This window comes from Ihubacter massiliensis (assembly GCF_024125305.1).
Taxonomy (GTDB): domain Bacteria; phylum Bacillota; class Clostridia; order Peptostreptococcales; family Anaerovoracaceae; genus Hominibacterium; species Hominibacterium faecale.
In genome coordinates this window covers 212,013-237,059 of record NZ_JAMXVH010000001.1, presented here as the reverse complement: position 1 = coordinate 237,059, position 25,047 = coordinate 212,013, and the positions used below count along the sequence as shown (strand labels likewise).

The 25,047-nt window shown below is 47.5% G+C and carries 17 protein-coding genes; 5 read left to right on the top strand and 12 right to left on the bottom strand.

Annotated features, from left to right (window positions below; all coding sequences use genetic code 11):
* Positions 1-24 precede the first annotated feature (24 nt).
* Both NIA71_RS01010 and NIA71_RS01005 read right to left on the bottom strand, forming a co-directional pair.
* Positions 25-1,017, bottom strand: coding sequence for a lactate dehydrogenase (locus tag NIA71_RS01010; protein WP_148396616.1), 993 nt, complete (start codon positions 1,015-1,017; stop codon positions 25-27).
* Positions 1,014-5,741, bottom strand: coding sequence for a hypothetical protein (locus tag NIA71_RS01005; RefSeq protein ID WP_253019399.1), 4,728 nt, complete (start codon positions 5,739-5,741; stop codon positions 1,014-1,016). The genes NIA71_RS01010 and NIA71_RS01005 overlap by 4 nt, the downstream gene beginning before the upstream one ends.
* A gap of 390 nt (positions 5,742-6,131) precedes the next feature.
* On the opposite strand from NIA71_RS01005, the gene gdhA reads away from it, so the two are divergent.
* The gene (gdhA, locus tag NIA71_RS01000; RefSeq protein WP_148396618.1) at positions 6,132-7,475 is read left to right on the top strand and encodes an NADP-specific glutamate dehydrogenase; all 1,344 of its coding nucleotides are present in this window, start codon (positions 6,132-6,134) and stop codon (positions 7,473-7,475) included.
* 353 nt (positions 7,476-7,828) lie between these two features.
* Here the strand turns inward: gdhA and NIA71_RS00995 are convergent, their stop codons facing one another.
* Positions 7,829-8,383: a putative ABC transporter permease gene (locus tag NIA71_RS00995; RefSeq protein WP_148396619.1), complete on the bottom strand. Its 555-nt coding sequence runs from the start codon at positions 8,381-8,383 to the stop codon at positions 7,829-7,831.
* Positions 8,384-8,548: 165 nt separating this feature from the next.
* Between NIA71_RS00995 and NIA71_RS00990 the strand changes: the two genes are divergently transcribed.
* Positions 8,549-9,325, top strand: coding sequence for an enoyl-CoA hydratase-related protein (locus NIA71_RS00990; RefSeq protein WP_148396620.1), 777 nt, complete (start codon positions 8,549-8,551; stop codon positions 9,323-9,325).
* Positions 9,326-9,442: 117 nt separating this feature from the next.
* Here NIA71_RS00990 and NIA71_RS00985 read toward each other — a convergent pair whose 3' ends face one another.
* The 5 genes from NIA71_RS00985 to NIA71_RS00965 are packed head-to-tail and all read right to left on the bottom strand — an operon-like array spanning position 9,443 to position 15,681.
* On the bottom strand, positions 9,443-10,456 hold the full coding sequence (locus NIA71_RS00985) for a lipoate--protein ligase (protein WP_253019398.1): 1,014 nt from the start codon (positions 10,454-10,456) through the stop codon (positions 9,443-9,445).
* A gap of 27 nt (positions 10,457-10,483) precedes the next feature.
* Complete coding sequence (lpdA, locus tag NIA71_RS00980) at positions 10,484-12,226, bottom strand: dihydrolipoyl dehydrogenase (protein ID WP_253019397.1); 1,743 nt, start codon at positions 12,224-12,226, stop codon at positions 10,484-10,486.
* 35 nt (positions 12,227-12,261) lie between these two features.
* A complete protein-coding gene (locus tag NIA71_RS00975; protein ID WP_253019396.1) occupies positions 12,262-13,671 on the bottom strand; it encodes a dihydrolipoamide acetyltransferase family protein in 1,410 nt (469 codons plus the stop codon).
* Positions 13,672-13,690: 19 nt separating this feature from the next.
* Positions 13,691-14,665: an alpha-ketoacid dehydrogenase subunit beta gene (locus tag NIA71_RS00970; RefSeq protein ID WP_253019395.1), complete on the bottom strand. Its 975-nt coding sequence runs from the start codon at positions 14,663-14,665 to the stop codon at positions 13,691-13,693.
* A 26-nt stretch (positions 14,666-14,691) separates the two neighbouring features.
* Complete coding sequence (locus NIA71_RS00965) at positions 14,692-15,681, bottom strand: thiamine pyrophosphate-dependent dehydrogenase E1 component subunit alpha (RefSeq protein WP_253019394.1); 990 nt, start codon at positions 15,679-15,681, stop codon at positions 14,692-14,694.
* A 396-nt stretch (positions 15,682-16,077) separates the two neighbouring features.
* Between NIA71_RS00965 and NIA71_RS00960 the strand changes: the two genes are divergently transcribed.
* From NIA71_RS00960 to NIA71_RS00950, 3 genes are all read left to right on the top strand, one after another.
* The gene (locus tag NIA71_RS00960) at positions 16,078-18,123 is read left to right on the top strand and encodes a sigma-54-dependent Fis family transcriptional regulator (protein ID WP_253019393.1); all 2,046 of its coding nucleotides are present in this window, start codon (positions 16,078-16,080) and stop codon (positions 18,121-18,123) included.
* A gap of 112 nt (positions 18,124-18,235) precedes the next feature.
* Positions 18,236-18,538, top strand: coding sequence for a transposase (locus NIA71_RS00955; RefSeq protein ID WP_253019392.1), 303 nt, complete (start codon positions 18,236-18,238; stop codon positions 18,536-18,538).
* Between the two features lie 574 nt (positions 18,539-19,112).
* A complete protein-coding gene (locus tag NIA71_RS00950; RefSeq protein WP_253021264.1) occupies positions 19,113-19,883 on the top strand; it encodes an IS3 family transposase in 771 nt (256 codons plus the stop codon).
* Between the two features lie 359 nt (positions 19,884-20,242).
* Here NIA71_RS00950 and NIA71_RS00945 read toward each other — a convergent pair whose 3' ends face one another.
* The 4 genes from NIA71_RS00945 to NIA71_RS00930 form a co-directional block, all read right to left on the bottom strand.
* Positions 20,243-21,724 carry a sodium:solute symporter family protein gene (locus NIA71_RS00945; RefSeq protein WP_253019391.1) on the bottom strand — a complete coding sequence of 494 codons (1,482 nt, stop codon included), beginning with the start codon at positions 21,722-21,724 and terminating at the stop codon, positions 20,243-20,245.
* Positions 21,725-21,867: 143 nt separating this feature from the next.
* The gene (locus NIA71_RS00940) at positions 21,868-22,584 is read right to left on the bottom strand and encodes a cupin domain-containing protein (RefSeq protein ID WP_253019390.1); all 717 of its coding nucleotides are present in this window, start codon (positions 22,582-22,584) and stop codon (positions 21,868-21,870) included.
* Between the two features lie 45 nt (positions 22,585-22,629).
* Entirely contained in the window at positions 22,630-23,511 is an 882-nt protein-coding gene (locus NIA71_RS00935; protein ID WP_253019389.1) for an NAD(P)-dependent oxidoreductase, read from the bottom strand.
* A 43-nt stretch (positions 23,512-23,554) separates the two neighbouring features.
* Positions 23,555-24,793, bottom strand: a complete 1,239-nt coding sequence (locus NIA71_RS00930) for a M24 family metallopeptidase (RefSeq protein ID WP_253019388.1) — start codon at positions 24,791-24,793, stop codon at positions 23,555-23,557.
* Between the last annotated feature and the right edge of the window lie 254 nt (positions 24,794-25,047).

Below are 25,047 nucleotides of genomic sequence, written 5' to 3'. Positions count from 1 at the left end.
CCCTCCTTGTAATCTGATCCAATGTTAGAGTAATTCGCTCAAACGTTCATAAGCGTATTTGATACGCGAAAACAGCGCCTCCGGCAGAGGAAGATCCTCTACCTCGATTCCATAAGGCGTCCTTCTGTTTTTCACTCCCAAAAAAGCACCCCTGTCCTCCTTGCCGAAATAGACCGAACTGTAATGCCAATTCCCACTGAGCGCAGCCAGAATGGAAAGGGATCCTGATGACAGCGCTGGTGCGATAAATGGTTTAAATCCCAGCTCTCTGGTCTTGAGATTGGATTCTGCCGCCAGCCTGGTCAGCTCTTTTGAAAGCAGATCATCGTAGTGCTCCAAACTGTTGGCAATCACCAAATCTTCGCCGTGGGGCCCAAACGCCCGACCCTCTGCCAAAAAGGAAGCAAACCGCTCATCCCTGCGGGCAAAATAAAGGGCCCTCGCATTCATCACACCAAGGCCGTAGCCCTGGACCTGTTCCCTTTTCAACCCGGTGCTAAGTGCCGCTTTGCAGAGGGGATCCACCGGATCGGAAACAACGGCAAAAAGGCCGCCGAACCCGCACTGCACCGCCTGCCGGGCAAACTGTCCCACCAGCTCTGCATTGGCGGAAAGCTGGGCCATCCGCACATCGGCTGTATCGCCTCCCACAGGCGGCACTCCTTTGGATGCGCAGAAAATCATTACATCACAATCGAAAAGATGTCTCGCGTCCACCGCCTCAACCTCCGGCAGATGACTGTGATCCAAAGGCTGGTCGATCTGATTGATCTCCATTTCAAAACGTGCAGCTACCTTGGGATCCAGATCGCAGATGCCGATGGAAGCGATTTGTTCGCCGCCCAAGAGCCGAAGCCCGATCAGCAGCATGCTCCCCACATCCCCCAAAGCCAGCAGATTGACCCGTTTTTTTCTATCTGCAGCAAATAGGTTTTGCCCATCTGGTCTGATAAAAAAGGTTTCCTGTTTCACATTGATTACCGCTGGTTCCTCGAACAACTCACTTAATCGTTTCATACTATTACACTCTCCAGTCTGATGAGTTTTTCAATTCCGTTGAGCAGATATCCTGACGGCGCCAGGTTCATATCGTAATTCATATAGCTTCCCAAATCGGGCACTCTCGGCGAAATGACAGCTTCCGAAAGTCTTTGAAGCGTCAGCTTGCGTTCGAACACATTCTGATAAGCTTCTTCCAGAGCCAGGAAGATGTTTCTGGCATTTTTAAGACAAACCATGGAAAACTGATAGACCGCTTCCCTGGAAGCATCCGAGAGAAAGGTGGGCGCCCCGTAAGGCAGGATCAGGTTGATGGATGCCTGAAGGCTGGATTCGGTCTCATATTCCCGTTTCACGCCGTCTCCGCCGATGAAGGGATAGAGGCTGGATTCTACAAACCAGCTTTTTAGATTGGGAATAAAGTAGGCGCTGTCTACCTTTCTTCCCTGGATGGTCATCAGATCCTTTCCTCTGCCCGACAGCAATCCCACCACCAGTTTGCTCACTTCCACCTGGTTATCTTTCAGCACCGGGTCCAGTTCCTGCATTCGATAACCCTTATGCAGCAGATCGTCCACCAGGATCACCGGACGCCCAAAAGATTTGATGGTCTTAACCTGATTGGCAATGGGTGAATAATAAGGATATTCTTCAATGCTAAAATCCTTCAAATCCGGATCGAACCGTTTTTCCGTATGAATCGTCTTGGTCACGGTATTGGGTACCGCCATGCCGCGGAGAATTTTCCCGAAAGGCACGCACATGTACGGTCCCAGCTTTCTGACTTTCGTCGGTTCCGAGGGAACACCGTTGTCTGCGGTTACCATGTTGATGATCTTATGATGCATAACGCCCGAATTGAAAGATAGTACCAAGTTGCCGGGATACAGCTTGGTCAAAGCCATTTGCAGATCAATATGAGCTTGCCCCATGACTTCCAAAATCTTCTCGTTTTTATCAAAGGGATCTTTCAGAACCGTATCCATGTTCTGGAACACCGAAAGCGGGCTCTTCATATCTACTTCGTAGATCCCGGTTCCTGTTCCGCTTATTACAATTTCTTCAAACCCCTGACGCTTGAGAACAGAAAGGATAGCATCGTTTTTATCCTCCCCCACGATTGGGTGATAAACCGCATAAGTTACATCTTCCTGCAGAGCCTGGGAGATTGTTTCAGTCAAGACCAGCTGCACAATATCGCGGATCGTCGTATCATGGGAAAAGTAGATGCCGCCAATCACAATAATTCTTCCTGTGGCCTTTTCCCGCAGATAAGCAGCGATTTCTGCATTTTTAAACTCTTCATACAGGCGGGCGGTGGTAATTTCTTTCACTGCTGCCATAGCGCAAACCTGGTCGTTCTTTCCACCGTCACGGATCGCGACTGTTCTCACCTCCGGACGGTTGAGGTAATCCTTTAGTCTGTAATAATTATGTCCCCGCGCCTTGATCTCAGCTTCCAAATCCCGGAGGATCGCGCTCCCTCTGTGATCCAGCGGTTCGAATTGAATCATTTTCGTCTGAAGAATACTCTTATATTGAGGCTCTCTCAGATAGAGGCTGTTGTCGTAAATATAGTTTTGAGCCACCGGATCGATCAAATTGGAAATATCCCGGTTATAATCGATGTTTTCACGGATCCTGGTAGAGCTGATATCCTCCAGATGAACTGGCAGCGTCAATTCTACCACTTTCCCTGAGATCATGCGATAAGCCTCCGTCAAATCCTCTTTCTTCTCCTCTCCTTCTTCTGCGCTCTCCCTGCGGAACACCACATGATTGAAGGTATGAATGGAGTTTTTTGAAGGAGCTGCTTTATAGGAAGAAGCGTTGATAACCACGTCGCTGCCGACAACGATATACAGCTCTTTATCTGGCATCATTCGTCGCAGCTTTTCCAAATCTTTGGGATTGGCGATGTTAATCGGTTCATCGTCTGGAAAAATGTACACATTTCCTTCATCCGCCACAGACATGGTGATGATTTTCCTGCGGATCATTCTCGGCTGTGTTTTTTTAGACCAGGAAAATTCATCCAGCGCCAGATAAACTTCAAAATCCAGATCCCGGATGGATGTGACAATCCCCTTGTGGCTGAGGGAAAAAGGATCGAAGGTTCCTGGAAAAAAGGCCACTTTTTTCCGCTCCATGGGGCTGAAGCTTCCATTTTCCAAAATATATTCGGAAATAAAACGGTAAATATGGTTCAAGGCCGCAGCGCTGGTGAAAAAGGTCAGTTCATTTTCTTTCTGATCGATGATCAGCGTCAGCATTTTCTTGCTGATCCTCTGAAAAATATTATGTTTTCTTTCCAAATCCAGCATGGGACTGCCGAAAATATGCTGACCAATGACCATGAACGCTTCTTGGCTGACAACTTCATTGTAATTTGCAAGACCGCGCAAAAGCATGCCCAAGAGCGTCTGTTTTCTGCGATTGTATTCTTCACCGGACTGTGGAAACCGGTTCTGATATTCCGGGAATCTTTTGATGATCTCTCCAACCGTATCCAAAGTGACAGATGCCACCTTTTCATTGGTGTTTTCCAGAAGCTTTCTAAAATCTCCCAAAAGCTCATCCAGCTCATTGGGGTGCAGATAGAGAGCCAATGCCCCCAAATATTCAGGGATATACTTGGAAAATTGATATTCACCGATTTCCAGCCCTTTGGTCAATTCGATAACCAACTCGTTCCTCTGGTCCAGCGGCAGCAGAGGAATCACTTCTTGCAAGCCTTTGCCGGCGATATGGCGCACGGTGACCCGTTCACTGACCTTAATCAGATTGGACAGGTGGGTGGCCACGTGAAGGACTTCGCTAACATTGCCTTTTTTGACCTCATCCAGCAAAAATTCAATATTTACTTCTTTAATGACCCACGGTGTATCTACCTTAAGATTTTCCAGAAAAATATCGGATGCCGCATCCTCGCTCTCATATAAAAGCTCTTCATACTCTGTCATTTCCTTATCAAAAATATGCAGATTTTCTTTGATTTTAAATTTCAGATAAACAGCACTCAAAGGTACTTTTTCGAGCTCCATATTCTTCATAATCGCTTCTGCTTGATCACAAGTCCGCTGATCTTGTTCGGTCTGCGTCATGTAATTTATAAATCGCAGGGCAGCGATCTTGATTTCTAAAGATTTACGAAAGGAAGCTTGATGGACAAATTTGAGGAGACGCTCCTTCTCATCCTCGCCGCACATGTCCATGGGAATGTTGAGCATAGAATCCAAAAGAACAAACATCGCCGAATCATCTATATATAGATTGCGGAAAAAGTCCAAAAATATTTTCAGATATGCTTCGCATTCATCCTTTCTGCAGTTGTCCAGTGCCGAACGCAGTACAATTTTTAAGGTATAGCCGATCCATCGCTTATGCTGATCAGTAACCTTATGGTCGGGAAAGATAATTTTTTGCAGATAAGTCCGAAAAAGGCCCAGACTGTCGGCCTCTCTGCGGCCGCTTTTTACGCCTTCTGGCAGCTCCTTGCGGTATTCTTCATCGTAACCGGCGATTAATTCGCCCATCAAAAACGCAGCCTGCCTTCGAATATCTCCTTCTCTATGAGTCAGAAGATCGTAGAGAAAATGCAAGGTCATTAGTTTTTGTTTCTGTGTCATATAAGTGGAATATTCATCGAGAATATTGATATATGCCCGCAGATTTTTCCACTGTTTTTCACTGCGAGCCGCTTCAATGAGATTTCCAAAAGCAGCCTGATTATTAAATTTGTTCATAAGACTAATGTTATGCTCAATGGCCAGATATTTCAGCTGGTCGATCACTTCGACCGGCGACAGCAGCGCCGGATCCTTGCGTTCCGGCGGACTGAGGCGGCTGCAATCCAGATCTGTGCTTACGCCTCTGCTGATCATATACTCTTCAAAGTCCTTGAGTTTGGCATAAACCCGTTTATAGCGGACTGTCTTAGCTTCGTCCACATTGTCCAGCTTACCCAGAATTACTTGAAAGGCTTGTTTGAGGGTGTAAAAATGAACGTTCTCAGTACCGTCTTCCTCCCGGCTGCTCTTGACCCGAAAATCTGCGTAGATGAGGATCAGCGATTCAATGGACAGGTTTTCAAGTTCCAAGTCCCAGGTAGAATGGTTGCTGGCAATGTGGGCGATTAAGGGCATGCCGTTTCTTTTCAGGAACTCATCCGTATAATAATAATGCAAGTATGGGATCCGCTTGGCGTCTGCTCCCTTACAGCCATATTTACCAATATCATGGCCTGCCGCAGCCCCGGATACCAGCGCCAGATCCACAGGTGATCCCGCCTCGGCCAGCTGTCTTGCCACATGCAGGGCCACATGATGCACCCCGCAAATATGCCCAACGGTATTAAAGGGCGTGATTTCCTTGCCGATGCGCATGAACTCCAGCAGGTAATTAGAACGAAAATACGCCAGAAAATTCAAGTATTCCTCCCTGGCCGGACAGGTATCCACCTCCTCAGGATTTAAAAGCTCCATATGCAAAAGAGGGGAAAAGCCGTCTTTGTCTCTCCTGTAAGAAAAAACCGTATGCAGCACCTCCAGATAAAACAATTTTGCCGCTTTGTAGGTTTCATTTTTTCTATTTTGAGAATCGTTTCCGGGAAATAGCTCTGCTATGGTATCTTCATATACATAAGCAAGCCACCCTTCTTCCGGCTTCGGGCTTAATTCTTCCATCGTCGCTTCAGCCAGAACAAGCACGCTAAAGCAGCTGATTCCTTTCTTTTCCGCCATCTGCTCAGCCTTCTTTTTCCAATTGTTCTGCGACAGCAGGCTATTCATAGTTTTTTTTGAAAGTTTTATTCTTTTCAGAAACTGTTTCTCTGTTAAATTCTTCTCTAATTTCTTGTATAACTGCAACGCCGTCTTGTTCACCAAACGCTCCACCTCCCATATACGTTTATTATGCTATTTTTGTGACTTTTTTACAAGTTTTTCTTGCTTTCTCGTGTTCGAGAAACAGTTTCTCACATATGAAACCTTTTGCTCATTTTTCAGAAAATTAAAACTTTGCATGGAAAGATTGAATTATATTGACTACAATTTACCAAAGTGCTATATTTTAAGGTGTTAAAGGCTTTATATTTATTGCGAGAATATAAGAGAAAAAGAGGAGAAAATCAAATGTCAAATTACATCGAAACAGTAATTGAAAACTGCAAAAAGAACAACCCTGGCGAAGTTGAATTTCATCAGACCGTTGAGGAAGTTCTTCATTCCCTGGAACCAGTAATCGCAAAGCATCCTGAATACGAGGAAGCTGCTATTCTCGAAAGACTGGTTGAACCTGAAAGAGGAATCACTTTCAAGGTAACATGGGTTGACGATGCTGGTAAAGTACAGGTTAACAAAGGATACAGATACCAGTTCAACAGTGCAATTGGACCTTACAAAGGCGGTCTGAGATTCGCTCCAAACGTATATCCTGGAATCATCAAATTCCTGGGCTTTGAGCAGATTTTCAAGAACAGTCTGACTGGTCTTCCTATCGGCGGTGGTAAAGGCGGAGCTAACTTTGACCCTAACGGAAAATCCGATGCTGAAGTTATGCGTTTCTGCCAGGCATTTATTACAGAATTATATAGACACATCGGACCTTCTACTGACGTTCCTGCCGGTGACCTGGGCGTTGGCGGAAGAGAAATCGGTTACATGTTCGGACAGTACAAGAAAATCGTTAACAGATTTGAAGGTACACTGACTGGTAAAGGTCTGTCCTGGGGCGGCCTGAACGGAAGAACAGAAGCTACTGGATATGGTATCGTTTACTATGCACAGTGCATGCTGGAAGCAAACGGCGAATCTCTGAAGGATAAGAAGGTTGCCATCTCCGGATTCGGTAATGTATCCTGGGGTACAGCAATGAAGCTGAACGAGCTGGGCGCAAAAGTTATCACAATCTCCGGTCCTGACGGATATATCTACGATCCAGACGGCGTTTCCGGCGAAAAAGTTGATTACATGCTCGAGCTGAGAGGATCCGGCAAGAACATCTGCGCACCTTATGCTGACAAGTTCCCTGGCGCTACTTTCTACGCTGGAAAGAAACCTTGGGAAGTTGAAGCGGATCTGTACATCCCATGTGCTACTCAGAATGAAATCAGAGAAGACGACGCAAAATCTTTCGTAGAAAGAGGCGTTAAGTTCGTATGCGAAGGATCCAACATGTCCTCCACAAACGAAGCGATCAAAATCATGCAGGACGGCGGAATCATCGTTGGACCTTCCAAGGCTGCTAACGCTGGCGGAGTTGCTTGCTCTTGCATCGAAATGGGCCAGAACGCTGGAAAGACTGTATTCACTCCAGATCAGGTTCACGCTCAGCTGAAAGATATCATGGTTGGTATCCACAAGGCTTGTCAGGAAGCTGCTGAAGAATATGGATTCGGCTACAATCTGGTTGCCGGCGCTAACATCGCTGGATTCCTGAAGGTTGCTGACGCTATGATGGCTCAGGGCATCTGCTAAACACAGCCTACATAAAAGTTTGATTACTATTTTAAAGGACGCTTCGCTTCGTGCAGGCGTCCTTTTTTTCGTATTTTTTAGTATAAGGTATATCGCCTTCCGATCATGCGGCGATGGCCGGGATGGGCTGCACTGAAGTTTAACGGCTTTGGGCAGAATGGCGCTCTACGGGAAAAAATCAGGAAAAGTTTCTAAAATTTACGCGTTTTCCAACGCTTGCGCCCTCCCAACCCGGTCTCAAATCAAAAAAAGCCTCCTATTCTCAATAAGAGGCCCCGCAAACCCACAGCTTTGCGTAAAAAGTACAATTTTTTATGAAAAATTTCCCGGCCTTGGATTTAGAAGCAGAGCTGCTAGCTATACCTGCCCCCAACTGTCAAGATCAAATCCGCAGTAAAGATCACATATAGAACATACAACATGATCTGCCCTTTCCTCGTATCAATACATTTAAGGATCAGTCTTTTGGCAGCGGGTTCGATCAGGTACACCAGCAGGATGCCGGCAATGGCAAAGAGGACCGCTCCCCTCAGGCACACTCTTCCCTGAATATTGAGAAACGCCTGGCTGTAATCCCACCAGGTTCTCCCCCAGATACTTTCCATCGCCCAGCTCGTTATGTATTCCAACACACAGCTAAATGCGCCGGCCAGAAAAAACAGCTTTACCGGCTGATGGCGGTAACGTCTGAGGAGCAGGCTCATCATCACCGCGCCGACGCCGTAAATCGGCAGATAGGGCCCATAGAGAAAGCCCCGGTTTTCCCAATACCCATCGATGGCCCTGCAAAACACTTCTTCACACATCCAGCCGACCACCGAACACATTAAAAACATCGCACAATACACTTGAACCGAGAGCAAGACACTTTGCCTCGTTTCCACCTGCCCTGTCCACATTCTTTCCATGCCTATTCCCCCGCTTTCCTTCTTTCTTCCATCATTTTACCGCCTAAAAGTAACCAAATCATTTCGGAAAAATAACGATTTTATTACAATGTAGATATGGAAATTCTTACAGTAAAGTGTTATGATTATTTTATGGAATGTTGTTAAAAGAAAGGAAAAAAGGATATGTACGAAACGATCAAATACCAAGTGTCTGAAAACATCGGATACGTAACAATCAATCGACCAAAAGCAATGAACGCCCTCAACGGCCAGGTTCTGGACGAACTCTACGCCGCATTCACAGAAGCGGCCGCAGATGAGCAGGTAAAAGCTGTGATCCTCACCGGAGAAGGTAAAGCGTTTGTAGCCGGCGCCGACATCGCGCAGATGAACCAGCTGGATGCTATTGAAGGCCGAGCCTTGATCGCCAAGGGCCACAAAGTAATGAACTACATGGAATCCATCGAAAAGCCTTTTATCGCAGCAGTAAACGGATTTGCTCTGGGCGGAGGCTGCGAGCTGGCTATGGCCTGTGATATCCGTATTGCATCTGAAAAAGCCAAGTTTGGTCAGCCGGAAGTAAACCTGGGCATCATCCCGGGCTTTGGCGGAACCCAGAGACTGCCCCGCCTGGTTGGAAAAGGAATGGCAAAATACATGATCATGACTGCAGAGATGATTGGCGCTGAAGAAGCATGCCGCATCGGTCTGGTGGAAAAAGTGGTCGCGCCGGAAGAACTGATCCCTGCCTGCGAAAAGCTGGCTCAGACGATCATGTCCAAAGCTCCCATCGCCATTGGTATCGCCAAGACAACCATCAATAACGGCTATGACCTGGATATGCGCGCTGCCAGCGCACTGGAAATCGAAGCATTTGCCTCCACCTTTGCTTCTCAGGACAAGACCGAAGGCATGACCGCTTTCCTGGAAAAGAAAGAAGCCAAGTTCCAGAATAAATAAATCATTTGAGGAAATCGATTTCTAAATGAAAAACACCTCTTAACCAAATTCGGGCTATGTCCCCAATTGATTAAGAGGTGTTCTATTTTTTCAGCGCGGGCTGCTTTCTTCTGAAATTCAGACCGCTTCTGCGATCCATGAAAATATCTCTTCCATTACAGCTTCCCCCGCCTCACCGTATACGCCGCTTCTGCTTCCGGCGCTTATCTTTTTCAGCGCGTCGTCCACCTGGTGCTTATCATGCCGCAGACCCGTAAGACCTGCCGCGATCCCCTCGGCGATGTTGGGGTCCATGAAATCTGAAAACACGTTAATGTCTTCGATCATTCCCCCGTTCACCCGGATCTGCAGCGCCAGCTGGCCCAGATCAAACATTCTGGAAATCTCATACTGAAAATCGATCTTTCGTCCAAGAGTCCAATCCCATGAGCCATATTTGTGGGTCAATTCTGCGATCTGCGCCTGATCCAGCGCCTCTTGCGCCAAAGGCTCTGCCGATTTCCCATAAACCTCTTCAAAGGCCTCTATCAGACGAAGCTTCAGCGTCGCTGCTGTAATGCCGGCGGCATGGGATTTCAAGTTTGTCACTCTGGACTTTACCGAATCGATACCTTTGGACTGCAGTTTCTGTTTTGAAACGGTCAGGTAGCGGGAAAGCTTTTCCATATCCACATCCATCATGATGGTGCCGTGGTGATAGCAGCGCCTGCCCCTCTCATAAAAAGCATTCCCCGAAATCTTCTGCCCATGGACAGTAATGTCGTTTCGTCCCGTCTTTTTTGCATCAATGCCGAACTTTTTCAGTGCGCAGATGATCACCTCAAGCTGGCGATCCACATCGTAATTTTCCTTGCAGCAGAGAAAGGTGAAATTCAGGTTGCCCGTATCATGGTATACCGCTCCGCCTCCGGACATCCGGCGAACCAGCACACCGCCCTCTGCCTCCAGCTTGTTCACATCGCACTCTTTCCAGGCATTCTGATTCTTTCCGATCACAACCGTATTTTGGTTCTGCCACAGATATAAGATGCACTCATCCTCCGCACAGTGAAAAAACAATGCTTCCTCCAGCGCCAGATTCTGCCGCGGATCCGTTGATACGCTTTCAATATGGGAAATCCGATTGATCATATTTCACCTCCTGAGCCTTAAACCGAATTAAAAGTGGATCGCTCTGCCTCCTGCCGCATGCATCGCTTCATGCATAACTTCGGAAACAGTCGGATGAGGATGGACGGACATTGCGATTTCCTCGGCCGTGCTTTCCAGCTTCATGGCCGCGACTGCCTCGGCAATCATATCGGTCGCATGGATGCAGTACATATGTACGCCTACGATCTCGCCGTATTTGGGCTCTGCGACCACTTTCACAAGGCCTCTCTCCTCCCCTGCGACTTTTGCTTTACCGTTTGCCAGCAGAGGGAACTTGCCCACATTTACCTTACCGTACGTTTCAGCCGCCTGCTTTTCCGTCAGGCCGACGCAGGCAATTTCCGGCTGGATGTAGATCGCGCTGGGGATCTTGTCGTAATCCATGGATACCTTTTTACCGCAGATCGTTTCCACTGCTATGATCCCTTCCATAGAAGCGGTGTGGGCCAGCATTGCCTTGCCGTTTACATCGCCGATGGCATAGATGTTGGGAACCGATGTCTTTAACGTGTTGTCGGTTACGATGGCTCCCCGCTCCGTCTTGATTCCAAGAGCGTCTGTATCGATGCCGTCAAGGCTGGGGCCTCTTCCGACAGCCATCAGTACCTGATCCGCCTTAACTTCCTCAGATGCGCCGTCCTTTTCAAACTTCACGCCGTCTGCTGTAATTGCAGTCACTTTTGCACTTGTATGGATGTCAATTCCCATTTCTGTCAAATGTCCGATAACCTGCGCGGTAATCTCTTCATCCACCATTGGCAGAATGCGATCTAAGAATTCCACCACCGTAACCTTCACACCGATGGCTGCCAGGAAATAAGCAAATTCAACACCGATGACTCCGCCGCCGATTACTGCCATGGATTCGGGCTTTTCATCCAGATCCAGCATCTCTGTGCTGGTGAGCACGGTCGCTTTGGGATCGATGTCGATGGGCAGGCTCTTGGCCTGGGAACCGGTGGCAATGATGATGTTCTCCGCTGTGATCGTCTTTCCTGCCGCTTCGATGGTATGGCTGTCCTTCAAAATGCCTTGGCCGTTTTCAATGACAACGCCGTTGCCTTTGAGCAGAGCCTGTACTCCGCCTACCAGCTGGCTCACAACGCCTTTTTTGCGCTCCTGCACCTTTTTCAGGTCCAAAGCAGCATTGCTTGTGTCCACGCCCATGACGCCGAAGTCTGCGCTTTCTTTCACTTCTTTGAGGGATTCTACGCTTCTCAGCAGGGCCTTCGTCGGGATACATCCCACGTTGAGGCATGTACCGCCAAAATGTTCTTTTTCAATGATTACGGTCTTTTTTCCCATCTGGGCGGCCTTGATGGCCGCAACATAACCTCCCGGGCCTCCGCCGATCACTGCGATCTCATAGTCATAGACAGAGCCGTTGTCTGCTGCCGGAACTGTCTCTTTGGTTTCACCCGCTTCCTGGGCCGGTGCGGCAGCCTCAGCGGCCGGAGCATTGCCTTTAAGCTGGGCCAGCGCGTCCGCTTCCATTGCCGCTATATCCTCCTCCCTGCTGCCTATGATGGCGATGGGCAGGGTTACAGGAATGGTATCTCCCGCATTGATGAAAAGCTTTCTTACCACTCCATCGCCTGTCGCCTCAATATCCATGTTTGTTTTATCGGTTTCTACGGAAAACAGGGGTTCTCCCTTGGAAACGGTATCACCTTCTGCTTTATACCACTCCACCAGTTTTCCTTCATTCATATTAAATCCCAATTTGGGCATAATGATTAGTTCGGCCATTTATCTGTTCCTTTCTACACTTCTATCATACATACTTATACCAGCAAACTGATCGGGCTTTCCAGCAGATTCTTGATTTCTGTTACAAACTGGGCTGCCAAAAGTCCGTCGATGATTCTGTGGTCAACCGACACCTGAATGTTCATCATCGGCTTGATGGCTACTTCTTTGCTGCCGTCAGCCTTTGTCACAACCACCGGCTCGTCCTTGGTGGAGCTGATGGACAAGATGCCCACTTCCGGCGGATTGATGATCGCCGTGAAGTTTTCGATCCCGAACATTCCCAGGTTGGAGATGGTGAAGGTACCTCCGGTATATTCATGGATGGCCAGTTTTCCTGCTCTTGCCTTTTCAAACAGCGGCGAGGAAGCTTGGGAAAGCTCTACCACGCTCATGTTCTGCGAGTCTTTGATATTGGGTACGATCAAACCAGTCGGAGATGCCACCGCGATCCCCAGATTGACGCTCTTGTATTTCACAATGGTGTCTCCCACCAGAGAGGAGTTCATCTCCGGATACTTTTGCAGGGCAATGATGGTCGCTCTTGCAATATAATCGGTTACAGAAGTCTTTTTATCCTGTGCCTCATTGACCTGTTTTCTGATTTCCAGCAATTTTTCCAGGTTGACCTTCTGTGTAAAGTACAGATGGGGCGCTGTGAATTTGCTTTCGGACAAACGGTCGCCGATGACTTTACGCACTCCTGCATAAGGTATTTCTTCCAGAATTTCTTTTCCGTCCGGCGAGAATTTCTTTTCGCCATCCTCGCAGGCGCAGGCCGTTTCTTGTGCTGCTGTTTTTTCTTTGGCCGCGATGGCTTTTTCCACATCTTCCTTCATGATCTTGCCGTTTGCCCCACTTCCGGTTACTGATTCCAGATCGATGCCTTCTGCGCCGGCCATAGCCTTTGCCACTGGTGTAACTTTGATCTTGCTGGATTCCAGATAATCGAGAATATCCTGCTCACAGATACCGCCCTGCCATCCGGTACCGACAATATCCAGTCCTTCTAGAGACAGTTCTCTTTCTGCGGCCGTTCTTCTCGCTCTCGGCGTGATCTTCATTCTGCCGCCTTCTGCCTTTGGCGCCGGCGCGGCTGCTTTCTTCTCTTCTACAGGAGCCTCAGCTTCTTCTTTTTCCGCAGGCGCGGCTCCGCCGCCTGCAAGCTGTGCCTTCGCATCGGCTATGGCCGCGGAAACGTCCTCTCCTTCCGCGCCGATCACAGCGATGGGCAGGGTTACCGGGATCGCATCTCCCGCTTCGATGAGCAGGGCTTTTACAATGCCGTCTCCGGTAGCTTCAATATCCATATTGGTCTTGTCTGTCTCCACCGAGAAAAGGGGCTCGCCTTTTGCGATGGAGTCACCTTCGTTTTTATACCACTCTACCAGCTTGCCTTCGTTCATATTGAATCCAAGCTTGGGCATGATGATGATTTCTGCCATGTTACCGCTCCTCTCTTCCTTATTTGAAATAGGTCTTTACTTTTTCATACACCTTGTCAGCCGATGGAATCAGCGGGAACTCCAGAGCCGGGCTGAATGGCAGCGGTACGTTGGGGTTGCTTACTCTGCCGCATGGAGCATCCAGATAATAGAAGATATCGTCGGCTACAGCAGCGGCTACTTCCGCGCCGATTCCGCAGCGTTCGTGGGCTTCGTCGGCTACGATCAGCTTACCTGTTTTTTTCACGGATTCAATGATGGTCTGGGTATCCAGAGGCACGATGGTCCGCAGATCGATGATTTCACAGTCAATGCCTTCCTTGGCAAGCTTTTCTGCCGCTTCCTCCGATTTCATGACCATGGAGGATGTGGCCGCGATGGTGATATCCTTTCCTTCTCTGGCGATTCTGGCCTTGCCGAAAGGAATCGGTTCGATGACATCGTCCACCTTGAACGTCTTATTGTATTCCATCTTGTGCTCCAGGAATAAAACAGGATCATCGTCCCGGATTGCGGTCATCAGAAGGCCTGCTGCTTCCTGCGCGGTTGAAGGAATGGCGATCTTTGTTCCCGGGAACTGAGCCGCCATAGCCTGCATGGACTGGGAATGCTGAGCGGCCGAAGATCTTCCGGCGCCGATGGGGCATCGGATGGTCATGGGTACGTTGCACTGTCCGCCCGACATATAACGAATTTTTGCCATCTGATTGATCACCTGATCCGCCGCTACCAGCAGAAAATCGGAAAACATCAGCTCAACAACGGGCCGCAGGCCGGTCAGCGCCATTCCAACGCCCATTCCCACGAATCCCTGTTCCGAAATCGGGGTGTCCTTGACTCTCAAGTCGCCGTACTTTTCCAAAAGTCCTTCTGTACATTTGAAGTTTCCGCCGATGAAGCCGATATCCTCTCCCAGCATAACGATATTTTCATCCCGCTCCATCTCTTTATCCAATGTTTCCGCAATCAACTGCGCGTATCTTATTTCTCTCATGGTTCTATTCTCCTTCCTACAATCCTCTACAGGGTTCCCTGCTGAAATACGTCGGTATATGCTTCTTCTGCGTCAGGATATGGACTGTCTGCCGCAAATTTTACTGCTTCCTGAATTTCTGCTTCGATCCGCTCTTCCAGTGCTGCTATTTCTGCTTCTTCCGCCTTGCCCGCTTCGATCATTTCTATTCTCAGGTTTGCTACCGGGCATCTTGCCATCCAGTCTTCTTTTTCTGTTTTGCTTCTTCTCTGTCTGTAGACCGCCGGATCGCCCACGTGATGTCCCTGCCATCTGTAGGTCTTGCATTCGATGATGGTCGGGCCTTTGCCGTCTCTCGCGCGTTTTACCGCTTTCTTTGCTGCTTCATAAACGGCGGTAACATCCATTCCGTCCACGACCACGCCCGGGATATCGTAGGCCTTGGCTCTCACGGCCAGGTCCGGCGTATTGGTTACATCGCGGATATCTACGGAAATACCGTAGAGGTTGTTTTCAATGACATAAACACAGGGCAGATCCCATGCTGCCGCCATATTAATGCTTTCGTGGAAGGTTCCTTCGTTGGTAGCCGAATCGCCCATGAAGGAAACGGCTACCTGGTCGGTTCCTTTATACTTGATTGTATAGGCCGCGCCTGTGGCAATGGGAATCTCCCCGCCCACAATACCGTTGGCCCCTAAAATACCCTTATCCATGGCCATGATGTGCATGGAGCCGCCCTTGCCGTTGGAGTAGCCCGTCTCTTTGCCCAGGATCTCCGCCATCATTCGATCAATGTCCGCGCCTCTTGCCACCAGGTGTCCGTGACCTCTGTGGGTGCTTCCGATGTAGTCGTCGTCCTTTAATGCCGCGCACACGCCGGTAGCCACCGCTTCTTCACCCAGATACAAGTGGGCAAGACCTGCCATCATACCCTTCTTATAAAACTCAAAGGTCTCTTCTTCAAATCGTCTCATTTTGAACATGGTTTCGTAGAACGCCATGAGCTGTTCTTTGCTGTAATCCTTTACTTTCATAATAACCTCCCTGATATGTTTATTTTTTATTTAACTTTATAAATTGATGAAAGCGCATACTATTACACTTTTTCACGGTCATTTGTATTAAGAGCAAACTTTGTGCCAAATGGGCGCGAACTTTTGACTCAACCGATTTAAGCTTTAAAATTTCAACCTTTTTTACTTATATTATTTTTATAGGTCCCCTTTTAAATAGCCTCCACCCTTTTTCTTTTGGCACATAATGTGACAAGCACCGTGCCATTCCGTGTCATGGCATGTGTCACCCGACACAATCCCAAACAGATATTTCACAAATTTAGGTTTGCTGTAACGAAAAAAACGTATATAATAAGAGCAGTTACACAACATATGACACATGTGCAAATTATTCTGGCAAAAGAGGTATTCATTATGTATAAAAAATTTACACCGGAATATCAGGCTCAGTTAATCGATGCCTGGAAAAAATTCATTCACTATGAAGACGCCGATTATTCTTTGATTCGCCCTGAAATCCTGGAATCTTGGAATCGGTCCCGCGCCGCGGGCGTTTCTCCCCATAACACAGCGGCCAAGATTCTAAGCAGTGACGAATTAACAATCCGCATTAATTCCAATTTGGATCTGATTGAAGTAGTCCGTCCTTATATGGAAAAATTATATTCCATCGTCCAGGGCTCCGGCTTTTATCTTCTTTTCTGTGACAAGGATGGATATATTTTGGATTTAATCGGCGACCGCAGCATCATTGAGCATGGAAAGAACAAATCTATGCTGGTGGTAGGGGCCAACCGTCAAGAAAGCTCTGCAGGTACCAATGCCATCGGCACTTGTCTTGCGCTGCAAAAACCGATACAGATTTGGGGCGCGGAACACTACTTAGAGGCACATAAGGGGTACGTTTGTTCCGGAGCGCCTTTTTTTGATTCCAGCGGAAATATACTAGGTTGTCTGAATATCACCGGCCTCTCTGAAAACGTGCATCCCCATACGCTGGGACTGGTGATCAGTGCAGTTGACGGAATTACAAAAGAAGTGAAAATTCGAAAGGCCTACGCTGATATTGAATTGATCAGCGCGCAGAGAAACAGCATTATCCAGTCCATGACCTTCGGTCTCTTCCTGCTCAACAAGTCCGCCCGTATTATTCAAGTTAACGATGCGGCGTTGCAGATGCTGGATCTGAAATACGATAATATCATCGGGAAAAGTATCTTCGATTTTATCAGTTTTGATGAGAATAACGATCGCGATCGGAACTTTTCATTGATTGAAAATGAAGTGTATAATAAGGAAATGAATATCCATCAGGTAGGCTCGGCATCTCCGCCTATACGCTTTAACATGTCTGTCAATTTTGTCAAAGACAGCAATGGAAGGTACAGCGGCACCGTCATTCGTTTTAACCAGCCAAGGGTGATCAATAACCTGGTAAATACCATCAGCGGATATAAGTCCAAATATACCTTTGACTCCATCATCGGCGACTCGCCGGTAACCCGCGAACTCATCGAAACCTGCAAATGCGCGGCTCAGAGCAGCTCCAACGTTCTCATCATCGGCAAAAGCGGTACCGGAAAGGAACTGATCGCCCAATCCATGCACAATATGAGTCCTTTCTCTTCAGGCCCTTTTGTGGCGATTAACTGTGCGGCTTTGCCAAAAGGCTTGGTAGAAAGCGAATTGTTCGGCTACGAAAAAGGGGCGTTTACCGGTGCTGGTAAATCTGGAAATCCCGGGAAATTTGAGCTGGCGGACGGAGGAACGATTTTCCTCGATGAAATCGGTGATATGCCTTTGGATGTGCAGGTATCCCTGCTCCGGGTTATCCAAACCAAGGAGATTGTCCGAGTAGGGGGGAAATATCCCAAGGCGGTCAACGTGCGCATTATTGCCGCGACAAATAAAGATCTCAACCAGGCTATCGAAGAAAAAACCTTCCGGGAAGATCTTTACTATCGCCTCAATGTCCTCAATATCCAAGTTCCTACCCTGGCCGAACGAGGCAATGATGTGTGTCAGCTGGCGGATTATTTCGTTAAGCTCTATGGTTCACACAGGGGCATTAAAATCAACCCATCTGTCTACACGCTGCTACGGAAATACAACTGGCCGGGAAATATCCGCCAGCTGGAAAACGTCATTGAACGAGCAGTCAATATTACGGATACAAATCTCATCGAACCTGCCCATCTTCCACTAGAAATACAGCAGGCCGATCCTGTCGAAGGCTCGGCATCGCCCTTATCTTCAGAGCGTATGGCCGCTTCTGCATCCAGTCTGAGCCGCCCCCATGGTCCAAAAGATATCAATAGCGAAAACGTGATTCTGGACGGCCTGGAAAAATGCGGCGGTAATGTTACGGAAGCTGCCAAGTTTTTAGGCGTCAGTCGAAGAACGCTGTACAGAAAGCTGGATAAATACAACATCGATTACGGAAAATACCGAAATCGTTAGTTAATAATTTAGAAGGAAAAAAAGGGTGGGCTGCCGCAGTAGTTTGATATGCTCCCTTCTAGGTAGACAAGTGAAATAACAAAAACTTGTCACTTAGGTGGGAGCATATTTTATGTCTGAAAAAGTAAAAGAACTATTACCAGAACAAAAACTTTGGGCGGTAAAGGAATATCTTTCAGGGAAAGGCAGCACCTACTCCATTGCAGATAAATATGGAGTTACAGATACCAGTATCCGAAGATGGGTTGATCGTTACAAGATAGATGGGGAAATGACCTTTGACAAAAAGCCTCTGACCTCCTCCCTGTCACAGGAGGAGAAGCTCAGAGCTGTCCATGAGCATTTACAGGGAGCAATGTCTTTACGGGATATCGCACGAAAGTATGGTGTCGGAGACACCAGTGTCCGCAAGTAGATTGCAAAATATAACGCCGGAGGAGATGCGGCGCTTCTTCCAAACCATACAAAGAAGCATTATAGCAAATCTTTTAAACAGGAAGTGATATGCGGTTATCTGGCTGGTGAAGGCAGCTATGCAGAACTTTGTGTCCGCTATAATATCCCTTCTTTTGATACTATCAGAAAGTGGGTTTTGCAGTATAATGAGTGTAGTACGATTCGAGGCGCTGGAACGGGAGGAACTACAATCATGACAAAGGGACGCAAAACAACATATGAGGCAAGAATAGAAAAGGTTTCTTTTTGTATAGAGAATCAAAAGGATTACCAGTTGACCGTTGATACCTATCAGCAAATCGATTCCTAGGTAAAAAAATATGAGACCCGGGGAGCAGAGGCATTGACGGATAAACGTGGGCGAACAAAGCCAGAAACGGAAAATGACAGAGCTGGAAAAACTCCGTGCGGAAAACAGGCTTTTAAAGGCTCAAAATAAGCGTCAGGAATAGAGATGGCATTCTTAAAAAACTCGACGAAATAGAAAGGAGGCGGTTTTAAGCCAGATACAGAATGAGACGATTTATTTGGCAATGCAGGAGACACATGACGAAACAGGCTGTTCTATTTCTGAATTATGTGTTTTTTCAGGCATTCCACGTTCCGCATATTATAAGTGGTTAAATCGTAAGGAGAGCAAAAACGAGCGGTTTAACGGGCAGCTTCTGCCACTGATAAAAGAAGCTTATGAGGAAAAGAGTGGGATTTTAGGTTTGAGATCCATATGCCGCAGAAACAGGAAAAATTATATTAAATCGACGCCACATGTTACTGCAGAAAATGTGTTGAACCGGGAATTTACGTCTGAAAATTTCAGAGAGAAATGGCTTACCGATGTAACGGAAATGAAATATGGTGTCAGCAGCAAGGCGTATTTAAGTGCTAGATTGGATTTGGGTGATAAGAGCATTGGTTCATTTGTGATAGGTCATTCTAATAACCATGCGCTGGTATTCGAGACCTTTGACCTTGCCCATGAGCAGTACCCGGACGCAAAACCGATTTTTCACAGTGATCGTGGATACCAGTATACCTCAAAATCATTTAAGAAAAAGTTGGATAATGCCGGTATAACCCAGAGTATGTCCAGAGTGTCTCGCTGCATTGGTAATGGTCCAATGGAAGGCTTCTGGGGGATGCTAAAATCTGAAATGTATTACTTAAAAACGTTTCATACCTATGAAGAACTAAAACAGGTAGTAACCGAGTATATAGATTACTATAATGGCTCACGATATCAAAAACGACTCAACTGCATGACGCCTTTAGAATACAGGCACTACCTGCAAACAATAGCTGCATAAAAATATCTCCAGCCGAACAACTACGGCTGGAGATAGAAATCTTTTTTTTATCTGTCTACTTAACAGGGGGCGGTTCACACGAATGTGACAGCCCCCCTTTTCTATGTATGGTAACTACTTATTCTCTTTTCGTTCTTTTGCTTTCTGGAAGCCGATGAACGCGCTGATTCCAAAGAAAATCATAACTCCCATAACACCTAACATGTATACCTGAGCTACACCCATGATATTCCTCCTTTATTTCTTCGCTTTGCTGGCTTTATGAGTCGCAGTGGAGACAATCTGCCCAACTGCGCAGCAAACCAGAATGGTAATTAACGTACTGATAAATAGCTGAAAAAACATATTCTAATACCTCCTTAGTCCTCCGGCACAATGCCTTTTGCTTTGAAATATCCCGGTTCTCCCTTGCAAGTCAGATTTCCGATCACAAGGATTACTACGGATACGATCAATGTAACATACGGATTGGTAAGGCCGCCGATAATACCGCCAATTGCAACAGGCAGAGGCGTCAGTGACCAGAATACGTTGAGGATCCAGGATACCGCCAGGGCAGTGCCGGCAACCTTGCTGTTCCTCTTCCAGAAGAGTCCGAACACTACGATGAAGAATACCGGTACGATCCATGCGAATACCCAGTTGATTGCATCCAGAATGGTCGGCAGAGCGATGGAAATGCAGAGTGCCGCGATGGCGAAAACCACGATCATGACTCTTGTCATATTTGCCAGTTTCTTTTCGCTTGCATCCGGATTGATATAACCTTTGTAAATATCATGTACCCAGATTGTAGCTGTTGTCAGAGAAGTCATGGCAAAGGTTGACAGAATCGCAGCGAGCAGCGCGGCCAAAAGCAGTGCGGCCAGCCACATCGGCAGCAAGTCTACTAACATGTTGGTAGCGGCCAGCTTTGCGCCGTATTCGGCGTATTCTGGAATGGATCTTGCAGCCAGGCCAAGGATTACAGCAAATACACCGAACATACCATTTAACGGAGCCGCGATCCATACGGACTTTTTGATGGTTTTTTCATTCTTTGCTGACATCATGGTCTGCATCAGCATCTGTGAAATGGACTGACAGAATGTTACGGCGATAATATTACCCACGGCAAAGGTAATCATCAGGTCAGCGTTGCCAAAGATGCTGAGCATGAAATCAGCTCCTCCTTCGGAAGATGGCAGCGCTTCTTTGATAAAGTCAAAGTCTCCGCCCGGCATTTTCGCAGCCACGAAAATGGTAGCGATGATCAGGCCAATGTACATAACGGTGGCGTTGATCACATTGACAGCGCCGACCTGTTTCATTCCAGCAAATACTACATACAGGATACCCAGAACACCGCCCAGGATTACAGCCTTCTCAATGGACCATCCGGTGAGGGATGATACAACGATCCCCAGGCCCTGGCATTCCAGGGTCAGCACGCCCCAAACCTGACCGGCCATTACACAGCTGATGGCAATAGCAACTCCGGGGCCGTACATATCTTTGATGGCCTGCGGAACCGTGGTGACACCCAATCTGCGTACCCAAAGGCCAGTACCAAAGCAAGCCACGACGATCATGATTACATGCGCCAGACTGAACCAGATGGCGATGGCGCCCATGCCGTAAGACATTTCGAAAACACCCGTGATGTGCGCAGAACCCAATACGGTCAGCGCAATGGTCGGTGCCAGGGTCAGCACGCCCATATTTCTGCCGCCCAGCGCGAAATCCGCTTCACTTGCGCCGGCAACAGCAGCCTTTTTTTCTTTTACCTTCAGAAATGCAGCACAGCCAAGTATTACTGCTAATTCATAAATGACTACTGCAATGATTACTCCATATTGCATATGAAAAATCCTCCCACTAATTAAATGAATCGTATAATTGCGAACATAGGCAGGCGCATAAATTTCAAAAGGTTTTGCCGTGAATCTCCATTTATGCGCCATATCTATGTATTTATTCTGTGTTTACAAACCCAACTCGACGCTTAACGGCAAGGGCTCAGGGACAGAGCGAAACGTACGCACTGCTTGCTGACATTTTCAATCTCCCATTTTGCTCCCATGGGAATAACAACAGCATCTTCCTGTCTGTTCATTTCCAGCTTTTCGCCATTAACTGTAGCTACGCACTGACCGTTGTACATATAAGCGATCACGTCTGACTTGGGAGTGTCCAGGGTCAGCTTTGCGCCGGGGTATACATCGACAATGTGGAATTCCTGCGTAGCAGATCCGGTAATTTCTTCATCAGCCAGAGTAAAGAAGGTTACGCCTTCCTGCTCTGTAACTTTCGCGTCGTTTACGTTCTTGATGTATGGCTGAGATTCTTTAAATCCGCGGGGGCAAAGAGTTACCAGGAACTTAAGGTTTGCAGTTCCATCAGGATACATTTCGTGGTCAGCGTTGCCCGGAGTCCACATGATATCCCCTGCTTTGTAAGCAAAACGCTTACCGTTGATCATGGAGTAGCCTTCGCCTTCCAGGATGTAGAACACGTGGTCCGCAGGTCCGTGGTTCGCGTTGAGGGCCGCTCCGCCATAGCCGATTTCACAAGTTGAGAAATATTGATATGTCCAATCAGGACCAGCTGGGTCATATCCCATTTTTACAGCATTTGCAAAAGGCGCGGAATGGGCTCCAACGTGCTGTACCGGACACATTGATCTCATATCATAGTAATTCTGAACATAAGCTTTAAACATTTTAATACCTCCTGAATCGATAAAAATTCTTTCATTAACCAATCGTTATCTTGTATATCCGCTTGCGTCTTCTAATACCTCAGTCAATACCGCGAAGTCTTTCTCTTCTCTTCCGGTTGCCGCGGCCGCTGCCAGCTGCTGTCTGGTGAGAGAAGTGGAGAGCATGGGAACGCCGTACTGTTTTGCCACATCCAGAGCTAGGTCCAAATCTTTCATCATCAGTTTTACGCTGAAGGCAGCAGGATATGTACCTTCGGTGATGGTAGACGCTTTGTATTTGCAGATGCCGGAACCAACCGCGGAACCTGCGATTACTTCTGTAACCTGCCCAACGTCCAGACCAGCCTTTTCGCAGAGTACAACTGCTTCAGCTTCCATCTGCATGGTCGTTGCGATCATGGTATTGATTGCAAGCTTTAATACTCTCGCTTCGTCAGCGCCGCCAACATAGAACTGGTTTGCGCCCAAAGATTCGAACAAAGGCAGAACCTTATCGTATGTAGCTTTGTCTCCGGATGCCAGAATACCTAAAGTAGCGCTCTGAGCAAGAACGGTACTTCCCGTTACAGGTCCTCTGATCAGTTTGCATCCTGCAGCTTCAACTGCTTCGTTTACCTTTACGGATTCCGCTACGGATACCGTACTCATATCAATGGCAATTTTTCCGGCCGAGAGACCTGCGATATAGCCGTTGTCGCCAAATGCTACTGCGTGGAGCGTAGGTCCATCCGCTACCATTGTAAATATGAAATCCGCTTTTTCCGCAACTTCTTTTGGGGAATCCGCCCAAGTCGCACCTGCTGCCAGAACTTCATCAGCCTTTGATTTTGTTCTGTTCCATACTACTACGTCGTGTCCAGCCTTTACCAGGTTCTGGCTCATCGGGTTACCCATGTTACCCAGTCCAATCCAACCAACTTTAGCCATTTTTAAATCCTCCTATATCTATTTTTTTTAATTTAACAATGTTTTACAAGAACTGACATCCCGGAAGTCCGCAGGAAGTAAGCTCTTCCGACGGGAACTTGGTGATGATTTCCGCTCCGTCTTTTCTTACTACGATCTCTTCTTCAATTCTCGCCGACCCTGACCCGTCTTCCGATGGGCACCAGGTCTCGATGGCGAAGGTCATCCCTTCTTCCAATGTAAACGGTTTGTCCAGTGAGAACAGTCTGGAGATGACCGGTTTTTCCCAAAGCCCCAGGCCGATTCCGTGAGCGAACTGTAGCAGGAAGGCTTCTTCCTCGTTCTTGAATCCCATGTCGGTTGCCGCCGGAAACATCTTTGCCACATCAGCTGTTGTATTTCCCGCTTTAATCTGTCCGATGGCATCGTAGATCCACTTATGGGCTTTTTCGTAAGCTTTTCTCTGGTCCGCGTTGGGTTTGCCGCATACGAAAGTCCTGTAGTAACAAGTCATATATCCGTTTACACAGTTTCCGATATCCATGTAGATAATTTCTCCCGGTCTTACCATACGGTTGGAGAAGGTGTGGGAATGGGGGTTGCCCCGCTCTCCGGAGATGCTGTTTACAAACATGACTCGCTCCGCGCCCCAGTTGAACAGCTTGTAGTTGGCCAGGGCCACCAGCTCGTTTTCCAGAACGCCCGGGCGGATGGCTTTTGCGATATCGTAGTATACGGCATCCACCATGGCCGCGCTCTGCTTGAGCAGCTGGATTTCATCTTCTGTCTTGATGATTCTCGCATCCACCATGGCCTCCTGTCCGTCTACGATTTCGATGCCTTTTGACTCAAAGCCGCGGATCAGCGGGATATCGGTAATGTCCATGCCCACCTTGCCTTTATCAGCGCCATACTCTCTCAGATAGCCGGTCACTTCTTCGACCACCTGCTCGACCATGCCCACTTCCTTGGGAATGCCGCCCCGCATAGAGCCCACTGCCGGCATGATGTGATCTTTGTCCAGCCAGTCTACCCGTAGCCGCTTGGACGGTGCCGCTGAGTCGAACAGGAAGGGCTGATCTACGCCGTCTATTAAGATGCAGTAACGGTTCATCTTGTCCCGATTCCACTCCCCGATATGGGTTCCTGTAATGTAGCGGATATTATCAAAGTCGTAGCAGATGATAGCGGAAAGTCCTTTTTCTTTCATGCTCTTTTTGGCTCTTTCCAGCCTTTCTTTTTTCATTCTCGAATAATCGATGTTAGATTCCCAGTCGATACCCTGGTATCCTCCTCTTGGCATTTGTTATCACTCCTTTTTATTAAAATAATGGTTATTGAATATAATTGTGCCGGTATTTGTTTTCCGTTCACGCCCTTATGTAACGCAAAGGCCGTGCCATATTTGTGAAAAAAATGTTTACCCTGCACCCAAAAGAGCTTTAAATTCTGTAAATTTCAAGCTCTTCAAAATTTTTTCTTTTATCTATATTTGTATCCATATCCGATTGTCATTCTAAATTTTCAAAATTCCAGTAGGTGTGCGCCACGCCAATT